Raw genomic sequence first — 18,854 nt, forward strand, 5'->3', positions numbered from 1 at the left:
TATGTTATAATAAATTTAAAAATAAAGGAAATGAGGCGATTCCATGTCAGATGCTCTTGAATTAGTCATTATTACTGGTATGAGTGGTGCTGGTAAAACAGTTGCAGTTCAAAGTTTCGAAGATTTGGGATATTATTGCGTGGATAATATGCCACCTAACTTGCTCCCGACATTCTGGGAATTAATCAAGGAATCAGGAAAAATTACGAAGATTGCATTAGTAATTGATTTAAGATCGCGTGATTTTTTTGATGAATTAACCAATGTTATTTCTAAAATGGATAATACACAAATGATTACCACCAAGATTCTATTTTTAGAAGCCGATGATCAAGCGTTAGTATCAAGATATAAAGAAACACGCAGAAATCATCCATTAGCAACCATGGGACGTGTGAGTGAGGGAATTAAACTTGAGCGTGAAATGCTGAAGGATTTAAGAAGTCGTGCACAAACGATTATTAATACGAGTGATATTACGCCGAGACAATTACGTGAACAATTGATTAGTATTTTTGCAACTGAAAAGCAATCAACATTTCATGTGCAAGTAGTGTCGTTTGGTTTTAAATATGGTGCGCCAATCGATGTAGATGTGATGATGGATGTGCGCTTCTTACCTAATCCGCATTATGTGGATGAGCTAAGAGATAAGACCGGATTGGATCAAGATGTCTACGATTATGTGATGAAACAACCCGAGACACAAGCTTTCTATGCAAAATTTATTGATTTAATTGAATTATGTCTACCAGGTTATAAAAAAGAAGGTAAGTCTAGTGTCGTGATTGGAATTGGCTGTACTGGAGGACAACACCGTTCGATTGCTTTAGCCGAACGAGTGGGACGTCATTTAATGAATAGCGGTTATGAAACTAAAATCTCTCATCGCGATCGCTTTAAGAAAAAAGAAAGTGTAGTTAGATCATGAGTGAAGAAAATAAACTAAAATATAAAGTAGCCGTTATTGGAGGCGGAACCGGACTACCGGTCATTTTAAAAGGACTCAAGCATTTAAATGCTTATGTGAGTGCCATCGTAACGGTTGCTGATGATGGGGGAAGTAGTGGCGTTATTCGAGACTATATTAACGTCGTTCCTCCGGGCGACATACGAAATTGTATGGTTGCGTTATCTGAAAGTGACCCATTATTACTGGATGTATTTCAGTATCGCTTTGATAGTGAAGATGCCTTTTTAGCAGGACATGCCATTGGGAATTTAATCATCGCTGCCTTAAAAGAAATGAATGGTTCGTTGGATAAATCTTTGGAAATATTGTCTAAGTATATGAAGGTAAAAGGAAAAATATTGCCAGCAGCACAAGAACCATTAGTATTGAATGCGTTATTTGAAGATGGTACGATTGCGGTTGGTGAGTCTCAGATAGCCAAACATCGCAAAAAGATTAAGGAAGTTTCAGTAACGACCCGTCTTGGTGATGAAGCGAAAATTGCCAGTCCGAAAGTAGTTGAAGCGATAATGGAAGCCGATATGATTGTTTTAGGACCGGGGAGTTTATATACTAGCATACTGCCTAATTTAATGATTGACGAGATTGGAGAAGCGATTCGCAATACCTCAGCAGAAGTGATCTATATTTGTAATATCATGACCCAATTAGGAGAAACAGAATCCTTTACCGATGCCAACCATGTTGAAGTTTTAAACCAGCATTTAGGCGGTCATTATATCGATACGGTTTTAGTGAATATTGCCGAAGTACCAGAAGACTATATTTTAAACCAACCGAATGAAGAATATTTATTACAAGTTAAACATGATTTTATGGGCTTAAGAAGTCAGGGTGTCCGCGTCATTTCAAATAGTTTTTTAAGTATGAAAAATGGTGGGGCATATCACGATACTGAACTAGTGGTTGAGGAATTAGCTCATTTATTAGATACACATAAATTATATGTAAGAAGTAAATTATCAAAATAGAAGGGTGTGATGGACCGTTGACTTTTGCTTCGGAGGTAAAAAAAGAATGTACCTTAATTGAAGTACATCGGGAACATGCGAAAGCAGAGTTAACAGCGCTTATCCGTATGAACGGAGCCGTGAGTATCTATCAACAGTCTCTCATTTTAAATGTTCAAAGTGAAAATGCAGCGATTGCTAGACGAATGTATACTTTATTTAAACAACATTTTGCTGTTGACAGTGAATTAATTGTTCGTCGAAAGATGAAATTAAAGAAAAATAATGTTTATATTGTACGTTGCCGACAAAATGTTAAAGAAGTGCTGGAAATTTTAGGTATCTTTGATGGTGCTTTTATTAAAGCGGATGTAGCACCTGAAATTATGGAGAATGATCAGAAAAAACGTTCTTATTTAAGAGGAGCCTTTATGGCGGGAGGATCGGTTAATAATCCTGAGGCCAATAGTTATCATTTAGAAATTTATTCGAATTATGAATCTCATAATGAAGATATTTGTAAAATGATGAATGATTTTAATTTAAACGCCAAGACCATTACCCGACGCAATGGCTATATTACGTATATTAAAGAAGCGGAGAAAATATCAGACTTTCTAGCGATTATTGGGGCTAATCGAGCAATGTTAAAATTTGAAGATATTCGGATTGTCCGTGATATGCGAAATTCTGTTAATCGTTTAGTAAACTGTGAAAATGCCAACCTAAATAAAGTGGTTGAAGCTTCCAATCGACAAAGAGAAGCCATTGAATTAATTATTGAAAAACGAGGATTAGATTCTTTACCAGAAAAATTAAGAGAGATGGCGCAATTTCGATTAGACAATCCCGATTTAGGGATGAAGGAAATTGGTGAATTAATTCCAGGTGGACCGATTTCTAAATCTGGAGTGAACCATCGATTAAGAAAACTCGTTCAAATTGCTGAGGAGCTGTCTAATTAACAACCTCTTTTATTTGTTTGAAACAATGTTCTTTTTACCGATTAAAGGATGAATATTATTAAGTAATAAAAAGTAAAATAAACATCGTGTTTGTAGTGAACCCGCAAGTTAGACCGAAAATCTAACCTTTTGGAGCTCATAGAGAACACGATGTTTTTTGTATTGAGGGGGAGACAATCGTCATTAATAAAAATATCGATGGTTTATTATCATTATTTTGAGTAATGAGTAACAATGATTTTCATCACGAATGATGGACCACTTTTCTTTTATTATGAAAGTGTTATGGCGTACTTAATTCTTGATTCGTTTCCATCGTTTCATGTTTTAAAGCTTCAGTTATTTCATCAGAAAATTGTAACCCCTCTTCGCGAGTACCATTAGGCCGGTCTAAAAGGGTGATTTCAGAGACAACGCATTCCACAGTATAGACGGTCTCTCCGTCACTATTTTGGTAATTTCGACTTTGCATGCGACCGCTAATCGCGATACGTTGGCCTTTTATTGAATACTTATCCAAGATATCAGCTAAATGATCCCAAGCAACAAAAGGGATAAAGTCTGCCATTAAAGCACCTTCTTTATTGCGTTGACGTCGATTAATCGCCAAAGTATTGTTAATGACGCGATGGTCGTCATTGACGGTCTTTAAGTCATGGTCACGAACGATTCTCCCAACTAAAACAACATGATTCATTTATATCTCTCCTGTCTTTCTTTTACTTATAAATACACATTTTTGTATAAAAACACTTTTTTTGATAGTAATATTATTCTAATAATTTCAAAAATTGATGTATAATGAAATTGACACGATAAGGAGGAATTATTATGCGTATAATTATGATTGAAGATAATGAATCAGTTACAGAAATGATGTCGATGTTTTTTGAAAAAGAACAATTTACAGCGACTTTTTATCATGATGGCCTTGAAGGCTATAAAGCATATGAAGCCGATCCAAATAATTGGGATTTAGCTATTTTAGATATTAATTTACCTTCGATGGATGGCATTCAAATTTGTCGGAAAATGCGAGACATTTCCAAAACATTACCAATTATCATGCTAACTGCCCATGACTCTGAAAGTGACCAAGTCATTGGTTTGGAAATGGGAGCAGATGATTATGTCACGAAACCATTTAGTCCGCTCACTTTATTGGCGAGAATGAAAGCTTTACATCGTCGCGCACACTTAGAGCCAGAAAAGACTGTTGAAACAGTTGATGAAGGTTCATTTGATGTCGTAACAGACTCAATGAAAATCAGTACTAATAATCGAGAAGCGTATTATAATGACCAATTAATCGAGAATTTAACACCAAAAGAATTCGAATTGTTAATTATGTTTGCGAGCCATCCTAAGCGAGTTTTCAGTCGGGAACAATTACTAAAAAGCTTATGGGAGGATCCGTTTTATGGTGATGAACGAACCGTTGACGCACACATAAAAAAATTAAGACAAAAAATAGAAGTAGTCGGACCACAAGTAATTCAAACGGTTTGGGGTGTTGGCTACAAATATGAAGAAGTAGGCGAATAAGATGAAGTTGTTATGGCAACAAATTATTGGGGTCATGGCGGTTTTGATGGTTGCGTTAGGGTTAAGTGCTTATTTAACAAGTCGGTATATATCTAACCGTATTTTCCAAGATAAGCAAGAAGAACTTATACAGTACGGGACCAATATTGTGGCCAACCATTTTACAAGAAATGATTTAGAAAGAGCCTCTGAACTTTTACAAGATAAAGAAATTGTCATTCAAGTTTACTTAAGTGACGGAACGATTATTTATCCTTCCTACGACCAGCGAAATAAATTGCAGCTTACCGAACAACAGTTAAGTCGCATAACGAAAGATCAAACCATTGGTATCCAAAGAAGTACCCGTTATGATAGCAATGGTGTACTCGTTAATATGGCGACAGTTTATGTATCGAATCAAGGGGGATATAGTGAATTTCCTGAAGGGATTATCAGTATTGGGGCTCCTTTATCGGAATTGGACCAACAAGTAGAAGCGGTTCAGCAAAATATTATGCTTGGCTTTTTGATTTCAGCTGGACTTGGAATTGTGATGTCCATTTTGTATGCCATGTATCAATCAAATAAAATTCAAAAACTGCAGATGGCGACTCGGCAAATTGCTTCGGGAAATTATGAAATTGAATTGGATACACAAGGAAGCGATGAGTTAAGTGATTTAGCTCGCGATTTTCAAGTAATGGCTAATTCATTACAAGCTTCAGAAGAAGAAATTCAAAGACAAGAAACACTACGCCGTCAAATGATGATGGATGCTGCCCACGAAATGAGAACCCCTTTAACGACAATGAGTGGCGTTTTAGAAGGGCTTCAATATGATATGATTCCTGAGGAGCAAAAAGAACGTAGTTTGAATTTGGTGATGAAAGAAACCCAACGTTTAATCCGTTTGGTCAATGAAAACCTCGATTATGAGAAGATTCGAAGTCAACAAATCGTCTTGAAGCCACAATGGCTTGATGTTAAGCAACTCTTTGAACAAATTAAATCGCAAATGGAGAGCAAAGCCTCTTTGAAGAATAATCATATTGTCATTTCTGTTCCCGAAAATTTAAAAATCTGGGCCGATAACGATCGTATTCTACAAATTATCATCAATATCGTTAATAATGCCATCCAGTTTTCAAAAGATAGCGACATAAATCTACGTGCAACTAAAGTTCATGCGGGTGTTAGCATTGAGATTGAAGACCATGGTATTGGCATTGAACCAGAAAAAATAAAAAGTATTTGGGAGAGATTTTATAAAGCGGATATCTCACGGAAAAATACCGAGTTTGGTGAGTCGGGGATTGGTTTAGCTGTCGTGAAATCATTGGTAGAAGCGCATTCTGGAACAGTTGAAGTCGAAAGTGAATTGGGACAAGGAACGAAATTTATTATTACCATTCCTGACCAAACTTCAACAAGCACACGATAGAATTCAGTTCAGACCTTTACAATTATATTAATGAATTGTATAATAACGCTAGTATTTTGTGAAAATATTAAGTAGTAGGTGAAATGAGTGAAAAATATTTTTAAAGGACTGGTTATTCTTGTCCTGTTAGCGTTGATTGGTGTGTTGCTTTACGCGACCCGTATGAATAAAACAGCAAAACCAACTCAACCGGTGAGCGTAAATACAGTTCAACAATTGGATCAAGTGGTTCAACAGATAGGTAGCTATTATGTTAATCCTAATGAGAAATCATTCTTAAGGGAAGAACCTATCGCTGATGAAGAGTTAACTCAATTAAAAGAAGCAATCGATACGGTCAATGCTTCAACAGCTGACAAAAATAAAGTCTTAGTAGAAATTGAAATTGTCGAATGGAAAAAAGCGGCCTTAGATGCGGTTAATCATTTATACAGTGGCTCAGCAACCCCTGTTATCAAAGGTGATCAAGTAGCGACTAAAAAAGTTTTAGCCGATAACCTTAAATTAGCAGATGTTGAAAAAGTGGCGACCGATTTTATTGATACCATGCCTAAGCGTTTATTGTTAGATGACGAAGAGGTTCCTGAAGATAAATTCAATACTGCCATTACGGAATTAATTAACGAGGCCAAAGATCAATTTGAAAACTTTGACAAAGCGCTTGAAGCCTTAAATAAAGTAGAAGCAATTGATATTGAAGATGGTCAAATTGGTAATATTGCGAAAGCTTTACGTGATTTTGAAAAATTACGTGACAAAGTGACAGATGACAACTTATTAAAACAATTGAATGAAAAAGCAGATCAATATTTATCTGTCTTCTTAAAAGCATTCACTGAGATTGCAAGTGAGATTCCAGGTTATTATGATATTGCTTTAGTTGCAGCAGAACCGTCTCAATTACTAACCAAGTTGATGAAAGAAAATCGTGAGACGCTAGAAGCGACAGAAACTGAAACAGAAACAACAGAAGAAGTGGTAACGGAAGAAATTGTCACGGAAGAAAGTCAATATGTGCCTGAACCGTCATATACGGAACCACCGGTAACAGTACCGCCAGTAACGGAGCCGCCAACAACAGAGCCACCGGTAACAGAGCCACCGGTCACGGAACCGCCGACAACTGCAGAACCGACTCCTGAGCCACCTGTTTCATCAGATCAAACTGAATAATTTTATTTATGAGGCTGGGACCAAACGTCCGAGCCTCATTCCACTATATGAATAAAAAAGATGTATGAAGGCAAATAGATTAGAAGAGGTGTATGATGAAGACTGTTTGTTATATTGCTCATCCGGATGTTAATCAATCAAGTAGCCAACAATATTTACTAGAGTCAGGGTTAAATTATTCTCAAGCTCAATATGTGAACTTATATGAGATGATGAATAATTTAGTAATTGAACAAGAACAAGATCGCTTGTTAGCCGCTGATCAAATTATTTTTCAATTTCCAATGTATTGGTATCAAGCCCCAGGAATCTTATTTGAATGGATTAATCAAGTATGGTCTACATTAAAACCAAGTCAACTCAAAGGTAAAACGTTAGGGATTGTGGTAGTGGTAGGCGGTAAGAAAGAGCATTATCAATCTGGTGGAAGAGAGGGGAGAACTGTTTCTGAATTACTCTCAAACTTTGAAGTGCTGGCGCGTCATTTTAAGATGAACTATAAACCCATCTTCGCAATCCATCAATTCCAATATATGAATGAGCAACAAAAAGCTCATTTGATGTGGCGTTATTTGTTTTACTTAGAGACAAACGAAGAGGAACGTTTAACTAATTATCAGAGGTTTATCATTGCTCGAGCAAAAACCTTAATTGGTGAAGAAATAGCTGCTGATCATAATTTGGCTCCTTTGTGGCAGGCGTTTATCTCACATTTGGAAATGCAAGAGTTCGAAATTGAAGAGTTGATGGGAATCAATTTGGAGGAGGAAATGTAATGTGGGATGAGAACTTATTAGAACCACTTGCCAATGAGCTTAAGGACTACCCTTTGCGTCAATTACTAACCGTTTTAAAAGAACTAGACCAAAAACAGCAAGATCGCATCGAGCAATTAAAAGGAGAATTGGATGGTAAAGCTTGGAGTCCATCTGAATGGTAAGATAAAAGTTAGATTAAAAGTTGATAATACAAACTATACAAACTATAATAATAACAGATGAATGAGAAGGAGCGAGGATGTTGTCAATTATTGAAGAATTAGAATGGCGTGGAGCCATTAATCAACAGACCGATGCAGAAGGATTAAAGAAATTAATAGAAACCAAATCAATAGGTCTCTACTGTGGAGTGGACCCAACAGGAGTTTCGATGCACATTGGGCATCTAATTCCATTTATGGTACTAAAGAGATTTCAGTTAGCGGGACATAAACCGGTAGTGTTAATTGGGGGTGCAACTGGTTCGATTGGAGATCCGAGTGGACGTACTTCAGAGCGTTCATTACAAACAATGGATACCGTTAATGAGAATGCACGTAAGTTAGCAGCACAGTTTGATAAGTTATTCTTGAAAGGTGACGTCGCTAATAGCGGCTTTAGAATTGTTAACAACTATGATTGGTTAAGTCAAATTTCACTCTTAGATTTTTTACGTGACTATGGGAAGCATTTTAATATTAATACTATGTTAGCTAAAGATATCGTCTCAAGTCGATTAGAAGTAGGGATTTCATTTACGGAATTCTCATACCAAATTTTACAATCAATCGATTTTGCTTATTTACATAAAAATCACGATGTGCAATTACAAATTGGCGGGGCTGATCAATGGGGGAATATTACTTCCGGTTTAGATTATATCCGACGTACTCAAGGTCATGAAGCAGATGTCTATGGCTTGACCATCCCATTGATGCTTAAATCCGATGGAACAAAATTCGGTAAAACAGCTGGCGGTGCAGTATGGTTAGATCCGGAAAAAACAACGCCTTATGAATTCTACCAATTCTGGTTAAATCAAGCAGATGAAGATGTAGTAAAATTCTTAAAATATTTCACTTTCTTATCGAAGGAAGAAATTAATAAGCTAGAAGAGTCAGTTAAAAATGAACCTCATTTGCGATTAGCACAAAAAACACTAGCAGAAGAAATAACGAAGTTTGTCCACGGTGAACAAGAATTAGCAGAAGCAATCCAAATCACTGAAGCTCTTTTCTCAGGGGATGTTCAAAATCTTTCTGAAAAGCAAATTGAAGAAGGATTTAAAAACATGCCACAATTTGAAGCTAAGCAAGCGACTCAGAATTTGGCGGTATGGTTAGTTGACACTGGTATTGTCAATTCGCGTCGTCAATCGAGAGAATTTATTACCAATGGTGCGATAAGCTTAAATGGCAATAAAATTACCGATGTCGATTATGAAGTTTCTACCGATGATGCGATTGGTGGCAAATATATTATTGTTCGACGTGGTAAGAAAAATTATTATTTAGTTACTTTAACTGACTAAAATTAAGTAGAATTTTTTTATTCGACTAACAGACGTTAAGCAACACATTAATTAACTGTTTGGTCTCATCTATTTAATTTATTGCGCATTGGTTGAGCGGCCTCAAACTGCGTCTTAATGAGTCTAAGCTCATACATGTTCAATTCAGTCAAGTTGTTACTCGTTAATAAAAAGCACAGTGGTTGAGTAGCCTCAACTGTCTTACGGGGATGGGCAGAAGAAACGAAAACTATCCGGTTTTCTACTTCTGGTACACTCCCTGTTTTTTATAGTTTGTAACATTGAGGTGAAAAGCATTGAGTAAGTTTACAACTATGTTACAAAGTAAATACGATTTGGATAAATTCAACAATATCCGATTTGCATGTGTTAAGATAGTCTCAGCTAATTAAAGAGGGGGGAGACCCCTCATATACTGAATGATATATAAAAATATTTTAACTAGGAGAGATGGACCAATGAAGCTGAGCTTTACTAAAAAAGCATTTAAAACCTTATTTACGTCAACGATCATATTAGGCTCTGTTGCTTCACCGATCGCAACATTTGCACAAGATTATGATACACTTATTAATGATACTCAAGCTGCAATTGATAATTTATCAGCTCAACAAGCAACCTTATATTCTGAATTAGCTTTAGGATACGAAGCTTTAACAGCATTAAAAGAAGAAGCTGAAACTTTATTAGCTGAAATCGCCAAAGACGATGAAGCAATTAAAGAATTAAACGGACAAATCGAAGAATTAGAAGAATTAATCGCAAAACGTGAAGAACTATTAGATAATCAAGCAAGAGCAGTTCAAGCGAATGGTGGTAGCACTAATTACTTAAGCTTAATTGCTTCTTCAGAATCTATTAGCGAATTTGTTGGACGTTTAGACGTTGTTCGTAAAATGGTTTCTTCAAATAAAGATTTATTAGCAACTCAAAAAGAAGATAAAGAACAAGTTGTTAAAAAACAAGATGAAGTAAAAGCGGCAAAAGAAGAAAAAATTAATAAACAAATCGAATTAGAAGGTTTGAAAGCTTCATTAGAAGAGCAACAAAATGCTAACGAAGAAGTTTATAACGCGCTTACTGGAGACATTACTTTAGCAGCGGGACATCGTGATGCTTTAGTTGCAGAAAAAGCAGCTTTCGAAGAACAACAAGCGATTGCTATTGCGCAAGCAGAAGCAGCAGCTCGTATGGCGGCCGAAGAAGCAGCAGCTCAAGAAGCGGCATTAGTTGCGGCAGCAGCTCAGGTCGAAGAAACAACTGTAGCCAACGAAGTAGAGTTACCTGAAGTAGCAGCACCAGTTATCGAAGAAACAGTAGCAGAAGTAACAGAAGCACCAGTTGTTGAAGAAACAGTAGCAGAAGTAACAGAAGCACCAGTTGTCGAAGAAACAGTAGCAGAAGTAACAGAAGCACCCGTTGTTGAAGAAACAGTAGCGGAAGTGACTGAAGCACCAGTTGTCGAAGAGACAGTAGCAGAAGTGACTGAAGCGCCAGCTGTCGAAGAGACAGTAACAGAGGCACCAGTTGTTGATGACTTTGGAAATGAAGATAATTATGAAGCCGAAGAAGCAGCGCGAATTGCAGCTGAAGAAGAAGCAGCGCGAATTGCAGCTGAAGAAGAAGCGGCGCGTATTGCAGCTGAGGAAGAAGCAGCACGAATTGCAGCTGAAGAAGAGGCGGCAGCATCAGCACCAGCGGCAACCGGAAATGTTTCTGCATTACTAAGTAATGCTTCACAATATTTAGGAACTCCATATGTATGGGGTGGAAAATCACCTAGCGGATTTGACTGCTCAGGTTTCGTACAATATGTATTTATGCAAACTTATGGTATTGATGTAGGTGGTTATACTGGAGCACAAGAATATGCTGGTACTCAAATTAGTGTAGCTGAAGCTCAACCAGGAGATTTATATTTCTGGGGATCACCAGGAGGAACATACCATGTTGCAATCGCAACAGGTGGTGGTGGTTACATCCACGCTTCTCAACCTGGAACACCATTAGAGTATAACTCAGTTAGTTCATACTTCATGCCAAGCTTTGCAGTACGTGTCAATGTACAATAAAATAATAAATAAACTTACCAAGTGGCCCTAAGCTACTTGGTATTTTTGTCATGTTTCAAAAGAATGATATAGGACCTTTATTGATTGAGATTTCCGAGAGGATTTTTTAAAAACATTGGCGTAAAAAGGTGAGTAATTCGATTTTGTGCATTGATAAAAAAATCAGAATTTTTAAACTCCTAAACAATACTGCGATGAGATAATAAGTTTTAATTTTCCCATCTTTATAAACCAATAATAAAAAGTTGAAGCGTTTTTTAGTTGCATCGGCAATTGTTAAAAATTTTTTTGATGAACCTTTTTTGTTCTATCGGCTTTGATATACTATACATTGGAACATAGAGGTGAATAAATTGGAAAGTTATTGTCTAAGCAAGCAAATAAAAATGTTAGTGCTAGGGATTGTTGTTGGAGCTATTTCAGGTGTGATAGTAAGTGCGTTTCGATTTGGAATAGGGATTATCTATTCTCAGGTTGGAGATCTCTACCATCAAATGAAAGGTAATGCCTTGATAATGGTGTTGTGGTTAATGGCTTCATTGATATTAGGATGGTTATTATCAATTGTCACTAAAACGGATAAAGACATTAAAGGAAGTGGCATTCCACAAGTAGAATTACAAATGCATGGAAAGTTATCAATGAACTGGTGGAGTGTACTTTGGAAAAAATTTACTGTTGGTACATTGGCAATTGGTTCAGGATTGATGTTAGGGCGAGAAGGTCCGTCAATTCAGCTAGGGTCGGTAGTAGGACTAGGATTAAGTCAAACTCTTAAACTTGATGATCGGACTAAAAAAGCTCTCATCGCTTGCGGAGCAAGTGCAGGGGTAGCCGCTGCTTTCAATGCTCCATTAGCAGGATTAATGTTTTCAATTGAAGAGCTCTATAAGAAGATGAACCATCAAATTATTTTAATGATTTTAACCTCTTCATTAACGGCCCATCAAGTTTCGGCAAAGGTTTTTGGACATCAAGCTACTTTAATGTTATTGAATGAGCACACTTTTCCACCAAATGAATATTATTGGCTGGTAGTTTTGGGTGTTTTTCTTGCTTTTGGTGGCTATTTATATTCAAAAGTAACCTTATCTTTACCAACGATTTTTAAGATTTTTTTTCCGTTCATAAATAAACATTACTATGGTTTAGTGCCATTAGTTTTGATAATTCCCTTAGGGATTTTCTTTCCTTTTTTATTAGGTGGTGGAGGACCTTTAATCCTTTTTTTATTAAATAATCATTTTTCATTAAGCATGTTAATTTTGTTTTTGCTATTACGCTTTACTTTCTCAATGTTATCTTTTGGTTCGGGTTTACCAGGAGGTATTTTCTTGCCGATATTAACCCTAGGGGCGCTTCACGGACTTATTTTTACAACAATTGCAACACAATACTTTGATTTTCCGGAAGGGTTTATATCTTATCTGGTCATGTTCTCGATGGCGGGGTATTTCGCCTCTATTAGTAAAGCACCATTTACGGCCATATTATTAGTGACCGAAATGGTAGGAGGAATGACACGGTTAGTTCCAATTGCAATTTGTGTCTTAGTCTCTTATTTTGTGGCTACGTTATTAGGTGTACACCCTATTTATGAAGTACTAGCTAAAAGACTGTATCGGGATCAAAAAAAGATTCATCAAAGTTAAGATAATGGTCTGTATGTTATTTGTATGAAAGCTTGAGATAGGAATATGAATAGTTTCTATGGTATAATATTTAAGAATGTGAGGAGGCATTACATGACAAAAGTACGTAAAGCAGTTATTCCAGCTGCCGGTTATGGAACGGGTTTTTTTCCAGCAACGAAAGCAAGTTCTAAAGAATTGTTACCCATTGTTGATAAACCAATTATCCAATTTATAGTAGAAGAGGCTTTTGATTCAGGAATTGAAGAAGTATTGATTATTACCGGTAAACAAAAACGCTCAATTGAAGATCATTTTGATTCGAATTATGAATTAGAACAAAATTTAGCTGAAAATGGTAAAGACGCGTTATTAAATATTGTAAAATCGACTACCAGAGAAGGTTTATATTTTGTTCGCCAATCTTATCCGCTTGGTTTAGGCGATGCCATCTTACATGCGAAAGCATTCGTTGCTAATGAACCTTTTGCGGTATTACTAGGTGATAACATTACCGAAGGGAATATCCCGGTGACCAAGCAACTAATTGATTTATATGAAGAACATCAATCGGCCTGTCTAGCTGTTGTCGAAATGGAAAATACACCAGAGAAAAAATATGGTTTTGTACAAAAGGAATCTAGTGAAGTGTCTGATGAAAAGGTTTTTTCTGTCAAATCATTTGTCGAAAAACCAAGTAAAGCAGATCAACCTTCGAATTTAGTTATAGCGGGACGATATATATTAACTCCGGATATATTTGAAGTGTTAGAGTCATTAAAACCAGGTGTTGATGAAGAAATTCAATTAACTGATGCTATTAATCAACTATCTCAAGCAAATAAAGTTCTTGCTAAAGTTATTGAGGGTGAACGATTTGATGTTGGTGACAAATTAGGCTATTTGGAATACAGCTTACAATATGGCTTGAGACATCCTGAAACGAGTCAGGATTTAAAAAAATATTTAATTGAGCTAGTAAAACAACTAAAACAATAGAGTTAAATACGTTTATTTGCGTATTTATAATTAGACAATTATCTAAATGGAGGGGAAGAGTTGGATAAAGAACGTCAAATAGCTTTAGATAAAGCTTTAAAACAAATAGAAAAAGACTTTGGAAAAGGATCGATTATGAGAATGGGTGAGAAAACTGAAACGCAAATTTCAACCATTCCATCAGGATCATTAGGTCTTGATATTGCATTAGGAGTCGGTGGTTATCCAAGAGGTCGTATCATTGAGTGTTACGGACCAGAATCATCAGGTAAAACAACTGTAGCATTACATGCTATTGCTGAGGTGCAAAAACAAGGTGGAACAGCTGCCTTTATTGATGCTGAGCATGCACTAGATCCTGCGTACGCAACTAATTTAGGTGTCAATATCGATGAGTTATTGTTATCACAACCTGATACTGGAGAACAAGGTTTAGCCATCGCCGATGCATTAGTAGCAACGGGGGCCATTGACATCATTGTAGTTGACTCTGTTGCAGCCTTAGTACCAAGAGCCGAGATCGAAGGAGAAATGGGAGACTCCCATGTAGGGTTACAAGCCAGATTAATGTCACAAGCATTACGTAAACTTTCAGGTACTATCAATAAAACAAAAACCATCTGCTTCTTCATCAATCAATTAAGAGAAAAAGTAGGGGTAGTATATGGTAATCCAGAAGTTACGCCAGGCGGACGTGCTTTAAAATTTTACTCAACAATTCGTATGGAAGTACGACGTGGTGAAATTATCAAAGATGGCACACAAATGATCGGAAATAGAACCAAAATTAAGATTGTAAAAAATAAAGTTGCACCACCATTTAAAGAAGTCTTCGTAGACATCATGTATGGAAAAGGAATTTCACAAATCGGCGAATTGGTAGACTTAGCCGCCGATGCCGATATTATTAAAAAAGCAGGATCATGGTATTCATATGGTGACATTAGATTAGGTCAAGGACGTGAGAATGCTAAAGTTTACTTGGAAGAAAATCCAGAATTATTACAGGAGATTTTCGATAAAGTAAGAAGTTTCTATAATATTTCTAATAACAAAGATAAAGCAAGTGATTCAGAGGAATCTGTAGAAGCTTTATTCGATATTAAATAAGAATGACAACTGAAAAACATAATTTGAGATGAATAAAATATAATAGAGTCCCCTAAAAATGTTAGATATAATTTTTAGGGGGCTTTATTAAAATGTGTAAATCTTAACGAAACGGAAAGAGGTTGTTTAAAAGTAAATAATATTATCATTGGCGAAAACTTTAAATAGAAAAAGAAGTAATTCTTAAATTGTTAAAAAAGAAAGCTTTACTGGTGCCTAAGCTATAAATGCAGGAAAGTAAAGATATCAAAGCAATCAAACAAATACAAATTCACCTTGATTTAGAGAGATATATCAAAATGGGAAAATAATCGCTCACAAATAGTAATCAAAAATGTAAGTTAAGTCTATTATAAAACTTGCGATCAATATTAAGTGTCGATATAGATGATTAATAAGTAAAGATACCTAATCTCCTAATGATAGATTTCATACAAGTTGCCAGTATTAAAGAGCGATAACATCATTTTAAACGATTTTTGAAAGTTCTAAAATTAAATTAGCCACTTAAATTGTGTATCCTCCCCATTTTTATGATTGAAAATAAAGCTGCTAGTTGCGGTTGGGAGGGGAACTATTTTATGGCTTTCAATACAACAGTAGCACTTTACTTAATGGGAGAATCGGGTAAGCTAAATGACTCGACCGAAAATTTAAGCGAAGTGCGGAAGGTCGGGGAGTGACCCCGCACCCGATTCGACGATTCAGTCAAGTGCTACGGTATAGAAAAAGTATAGAAAAAAACATCTCAAAACGTTATTATTGTAGTGACAAAACCAGAATAAAGGACGTTTTAAGATGTATCATCATTATAATTCATTTTCAGCAGAAAGCAAGACCCGAAATAAACATTTAACCTTGGACGATCGTCATAATATTGAGCGTTGGCACCATAGTGGTAAGTCTAATCGTGAAATTGCGCGTCTTCTAGATAAAGCCCCTCAAACGATTCATAATGAAATAAAAAGAGGGCTCGTTCTTCAACAAGTTAGAAAAGGTCGCTTCAAAAAGATTTATTCTGCTGAGTATGCTCATTCTCAGTATTTAAAACAGCGCGACAAGTGCGGACGCAAAGTGTCACTTGATAAGGAAACCAAAGAAACACTCGTTCATTTTCTGACCGAAATGAAATATTCACCAGAAATGATCGTTCATTCTAATCTTGTCAACGTTCCTGTTTCAACGATTTACTATTGGATTCATAACGGACATTTAGGCTTAACATCGAATGACTTACTTTATCCGCGTAAATCAAAGAAAAAACGCAAGAATACTAGCTCGCAATTTAGAGTTAAAGGTCAATCTATAGAAATGCGTCCGGAAGTCATTAATCAGCGTGGTGAGTACGGTCATTATGAAATTGATACCGTGATTCTAACGCGCAAGACCAATAAATGTTTACTCGTATTAACCGATCGTCGGACACGCCATCAAATTATTCGACTGATTCCAAATAAACAGGCGGCATCCGTCAATAATGCTTTATTAGATATTCTCAATGAATATGCGATTAAATCAATTACTGCGGATAATGGTGTTGAATTTTTTAGACTGCATGAAGTCTTTCCTTATGAGCATATTTATTATGCCCATCCTTATTGTTCTTATGAACGGGGAACAAACGAAAACCACAATCGACTAATAAGGCGGTTTTTACCTAAAGGAACAACAGATGTAACGGAATTAGAAGTAAAGAAAATCGAAAACTGGATTAATCATTATCCGAAAAGAATGTTCAACTACAAATCACCATTTGAGATGATGTACGCTGGCTAATTTAAACTTGAAATTTGCCTTTTAAACGATTTTATAAGTAATAGATGAAAAATGTAAAAATAAAGTAAAAAAGGTGTTGACGAGTGTCAGATAACATGATACTATAAGGGAGTTCCAAGAGAACAAGACGAAAGATTGAAAAAGAAATAAAAAAAGTTGAAAAAACTTGTTGACAGTTTCAATCAAACGTGATACTATATAGAAGTTGCTTAAGCAAGCAACAACGAAGCTCATTGAAAACTGAACAAAGACAAACACCAAAAATGTGTAGGGGATAATTCAAAAGAATTATCACAACATACCCGAATATAAATTCGAGACAGAGTGGTAACTCTATAAATATACAAGCTAGTAATTAGTAAGAGTCTGAAACGACTCATGAAACTTTCATGAGAGTTTGATCCTGGCTCAGGACGAACGCTGGCGGCGTGCCTAATACATGCAAGTCGAACGAACCATAACTTGAACTTGTTCTGGTTAAGGTTAGTGGCGCACGGGTGAGTAACACGTGGGGAACCTGCCCTTTAGTGGGGGATAACAGTCGGAAACGACTGCTAATACCGCATAGACAACTTAACCGCCTGGTTAAGTTGGGAAAGGTGCTACGGCATCATTAAAGGATGGCCCCGCGGTGCATTAGCTAGTTGGTAAGGTAACGGCTTACCAAGGCGATGATGCATAGCCGACCTGAGAGGGTGATCGGCCACATTGGGACTGAGACACGGCCCAAACTCCTACGGGAGGCAGCAGTAGGGAATCTTCCGCAATGGACGCAAGTCTGACGGAGCAACGCCGCGTGTGTGAAGAAGGTTTTCGGATCGTAAAGCACTGTTGTTAGAGAAGAACGGCTACTAGAGGAAATGTTAGTAGATTGACGGTATCTAACCAGAAAGCCACGGCTAACTACGTGCCAGCAGCCGCGGTAATACGTAGGTGGCAAGCGTTGTCCGGATTTATTGGGCGTAAAGGGAGCGCAGGTGGTTTCTTAAGTCTGATGTGAAAGCCCACGGCTTAACCGTGGAGGGTCATTGGAAACTGGGGAACTTGAGTGCAGAAGAGGAAAGCGGAATTCCATGTGTAGCGGTGAAATGCGTAGATATATGGAGGAACACCAGTGGCGAAAGCGGCTTTCTGGTCTGTAACTGACACTGAGGCTCGAAAGCGTGGGGAGCGAACAGGATTAGATACCCTGGTAGTCCACGCCGTAAACGATGAGTGCTAAGTGTTGGAGGGTTTCCACCCTTCAGTGCTGGCGTTAACGCAATAAGCACTCCGCCTGGGGAGTACGACCGCAAGGTTGAAACTCAAAGGAATTGACGGGGACCCGCACAAGCGGTGGAGCATGTGGTTTAATTCGAAGCAACGCGAAGAACCTTACCAGGTCTTGACATCTCTTGCATATCTTAGAGATAAGAGAAACCCTTCGGGGCAAGAAGACAGGTGGTGCATGGTTGTCGTCAGCTCGTGTCGTGAGATGTTGGGTTAAGTCCCGCAACGAGCGCAACCCTTATAACTAGTTGCCAGCATTGAGATGGGGACTCTAGTTAGACTGCCGGTGACAAACCGGAGGAAGGTGGGGATGACGTCAAATCATCATGCCCCTTATGACCTGGGCTACACACGTGCTACAATGGATGGTACAACGAGTCGCTAACTCGCAAGAGCATGCCAATCTCTAAAAGCCATTCTCAGTTCGGATTGTAGTCTGCAACTCGACTACATGAAGCCGGAATCGCTAGTAATCGCGGATCAGCACGCCGCGGTGAATACGTTCCCGGGTCTTGTACACACCGCCCGTCACACCACGAGAGTTTGTAACACCCGAAGCCGGTGGCCTAACCAATAGGAGGGAGCCGTCGAAGGTGGGATGGATGATTGGGGTGAAGTCGTAACAAGGTAGCCGTATCGGAAGGTGCGGCTGGATCACCTCCTTTCTAAGGAGTACTGG

At 37.4% G+C, this 18,854-nt stretch carries 15 protein-coding genes and 1 rRNA gene; 15 read left to right on the forward strand and 1 reads right to left on the reverse strand.

Going from position 1 to position 18,854, the window contains the following annotated elements; all coding sequences use genetic code 11:
- Nucleotides 1-43: 43 nt before the first annotated feature.
- Genes rapZ through whiA form a run of 3 tightly spaced genes read left to right on the forward strand, consistent with a single transcriptional unit; the run spans nucleotide 44 to nucleotide 2,888 of the window.
- Nucleotides 44-931, forward strand: coding sequence for an RNase adapter RapZ (gene rapZ / locus CYJ72_RS06575; RefSeq protein WP_066125628.1), 888 nt, complete (start codon nucleotides 44-46; stop codon nucleotides 929-931).
- Nucleotides 928-1,944, forward strand: a complete 1,017-nt coding sequence (locus CYJ72_RS06580; protein ID WP_066125630.1) for a gluconeogenesis factor YvcK family protein — start codon at nucleotides 928-930, stop codon at nucleotides 1,942-1,944. Before rapZ ends, CYJ72_RS06580 begins: the two co-directional genes overlap by 4 nt.
- A 17-nt stretch (nucleotides 1,945-1,961) precedes the next feature.
- Nucleotides 1,962-2,888 carry a DNA-binding protein WhiA gene (whiA, locus tag CYJ72_RS06585; protein ID WP_071408992.1) on the forward strand — a complete coding sequence of 309 codons (927 nt, stop codon included), beginning with the start codon at nucleotides 1,962-1,964 and terminating at the stop codon, nucleotides 2,886-2,888.
- A gap of 283 nt (nucleotides 2,889-3,171) precedes the next feature.
- Here the strand turns inward: whiA and CYJ72_RS06590 are convergent, their stop codons facing one another.
- A complete protein-coding gene (locus CYJ72_RS06590; protein ID WP_066125634.1) occupies nucleotides 3,172-3,585 on the reverse strand; it encodes a single-stranded DNA-binding protein in 414 nt (137 codons plus the stop codon).
- Nucleotides 3,586-3,719: 134 nt separating this feature from the next.
- Between CYJ72_RS06590 and CYJ72_RS06595 the strand changes: the two genes are divergently transcribed.
- From CYJ72_RS06595 to CYJ72_RS06650, 12 genes are all read left to right on the forward strand, one after another.
- Nucleotides 3,720-4,433 carry a response regulator transcription factor gene (locus CYJ72_RS06595; protein ID WP_284628789.1) on the forward strand — a complete coding sequence of 238 codons (714 nt, stop codon included), beginning with the start codon at nucleotides 3,720-3,722 and terminating at the stop codon, nucleotides 4,431-4,433.
- 1 nt (nucleotide 4,434) lies between these two features.
- Nucleotides 4,435-5,856 carry a sensor histidine kinase gene (locus tag CYJ72_RS06600; protein WP_101813031.1) on the forward strand — a complete coding sequence of 474 codons (1,422 nt, stop codon included), beginning with the start codon at nucleotides 4,435-4,437 and terminating at the stop codon, nucleotides 5,854-5,856.
- Nucleotides 5,857-5,943: 87 nt separating this feature from the next.
- The gene (locus CYJ72_RS06605) at nucleotides 5,944-7,029 is read left to right on the forward strand and encodes a hypothetical protein (protein ID WP_284628791.1); all 1,086 of its coding nucleotides are present in this window, start codon (nucleotides 5,944-5,946) and stop codon (nucleotides 7,027-7,029) included.
- Nucleotides 7,030-7,124: 95 nt separating this feature from the next.
- Nucleotides 7,125-7,805, forward strand: coding sequence for an NAD(P)H-dependent oxidoreductase (locus CYJ72_RS06610; protein ID WP_180764752.1), 681 nt, complete (start codon nucleotides 7,125-7,127; stop codon nucleotides 7,803-7,805).
- Nucleotides 7,805-7,969, forward strand: a complete 165-nt coding sequence (locus tag CYJ72_RS06615) for a hypothetical protein (protein WP_157064777.1) — start codon at nucleotides 7,805-7,807, stop codon at nucleotides 7,967-7,969. The genes CYJ72_RS06610 and CYJ72_RS06615 overlap by 1 nt, the downstream gene beginning before the upstream one ends.
- A gap of 80 nt (nucleotides 7,970-8,049) precedes the next feature.
- Nucleotides 8,050-9,318, forward strand: a complete 1,269-nt coding sequence (gene tyrS / locus CYJ72_RS06620) for a tyrosine--tRNA ligase (protein WP_101813056.1) — start codon at nucleotides 8,050-8,052, stop codon at nucleotides 9,316-9,318.
- Between the two features lie 458 nt (nucleotides 9,319-9,776).
- A complete protein-coding gene (locus CYJ72_RS06625; RefSeq protein ID WP_101813028.1) occupies nucleotides 9,777-11,390 on the forward strand; it encodes a C40 family peptidase in 1,614 nt (537 codons plus the stop codon).
- Nucleotides 11,391-11,743: 353 nt separating this feature from the next.
- Nucleotides 11,744-13,042: a ClC family H(+)/Cl(-) exchange transporter gene (locus CYJ72_RS06630; protein WP_284628795.1), complete on the forward strand. Its 1,299-nt coding sequence runs from the start codon at nucleotides 11,744-11,746 to the stop codon at nucleotides 13,040-13,042.
- A gap of 93 nt (nucleotides 13,043-13,135) precedes the next feature.
- Nucleotides 13,136-14,020 carry a UTP--glucose-1-phosphate uridylyltransferase gene (locus CYJ72_RS06635; RefSeq protein ID WP_066125650.1) on the forward strand — a complete coding sequence of 295 codons (885 nt, stop codon included), beginning with the start codon at nucleotides 13,136-13,138 and terminating at the stop codon, nucleotides 14,018-14,020.
- 60 nt (nucleotides 14,021-14,080) lie between these two features.
- Nucleotides 14,081-15,130, forward strand: a complete 1,050-nt coding sequence (recA, locus tag CYJ72_RS06640) for a recombinase RecA (RefSeq protein ID WP_066125654.1) — start codon at nucleotides 14,081-14,083, stop codon at nucleotides 15,128-15,130.
- 798 nt (nucleotides 15,131-15,928) lie between these two features.
- Entirely contained in the window at nucleotides 15,929-16,906 is a 978-nt protein-coding gene (locus tag CYJ72_RS06645; protein WP_101813433.1) for an IS30 family transposase, read from the forward strand.
- A gap of 385 nt (nucleotides 16,907-17,291) precedes the next feature.
- Nucleotides 17,292-18,840: ribosomal RNA gene (locus tag CYJ72_RS06650) — 16S ribosomal RNA — on the forward strand.
- The last annotated feature ends 14 nt before the right edge of the window (nucleotides 18,841-18,854 follow it).

Origin of the sequence: Globicatella sanguinis (assembly GCF_002847845.2) — a bacterium.
Lineage (GTDB): Bacteria > Bacillota > Bacilli > Lactobacillales > Aerococcaceae > Globicatella > Globicatella sanguinis.

Bases quoted from the DNA above. Each gene is read 5' to 3' on its own strand.
- CYJ72_RS06645 (WP_101813433.1), top strand. From the start codon at position 15,929: ATGTATCATCATTATAATTCATTTTCAGCAGAAAGCAAGACCCGAAAT.
- CYJ72_RS06615 (WP_157064777.1), top strand. From the start codon at position 7,805: ATGTGGGATGAGAACTTATTAGAACCACTTGCCAATGAGCTTAAGGAC.
- CYJ72_RS06610 (WP_180764752.1), top strand. From the start codon at position 7,125: ATGAAGACTGTTTGTTATATTGCTCATCCGGATGTTAATCAATCAAGT.
- rapZ (WP_066125628.1), top strand. From the start codon at position 44: ATGTCAGATGCTCTTGAATTAGTCATTATTACTGGTATGAGTGGTGCT.
- CYJ72_RS06625 (WP_101813028.1), top strand. From the start codon at position 9,777: ATGAAGCTGAGCTTTACTAAAAAAGCATTTAAAACCTTATTTACGTCA.
- CYJ72_RS06590 (WP_066125634.1), bottom strand. From the start codon at position 3,585: ATGAATCATGTTGTTTTAGTTGGGAGAATCGTTCGTGACCATGACTTA.
- CYJ72_RS06635 (WP_066125650.1), top strand. From the start codon at position 13,136: ATGACAAAAGTACGTAAAGCAGTTATTCCAGCTGCCGGTTATGGAACG.
- CYJ72_RS06595 (WP_284628789.1), top strand. From the start codon at position 3,720: ATGCGTATAATTATGATTGAAGATAATGAATCAGTTACAGAAATGATG.
- CYJ72_RS06600 (WP_101813031.1), top strand. From the start codon at position 4,435: ATGAAGTTGTTATGGCAACAAATTATTGGGGTCATGGCGGTTTTGATG.
- CYJ72_RS06580 (WP_066125630.1), top strand. From the start codon at position 928: ATGAGTGAAGAAAATAAACTAAAATATAAAGTAGCCGTTATTGGAGGC.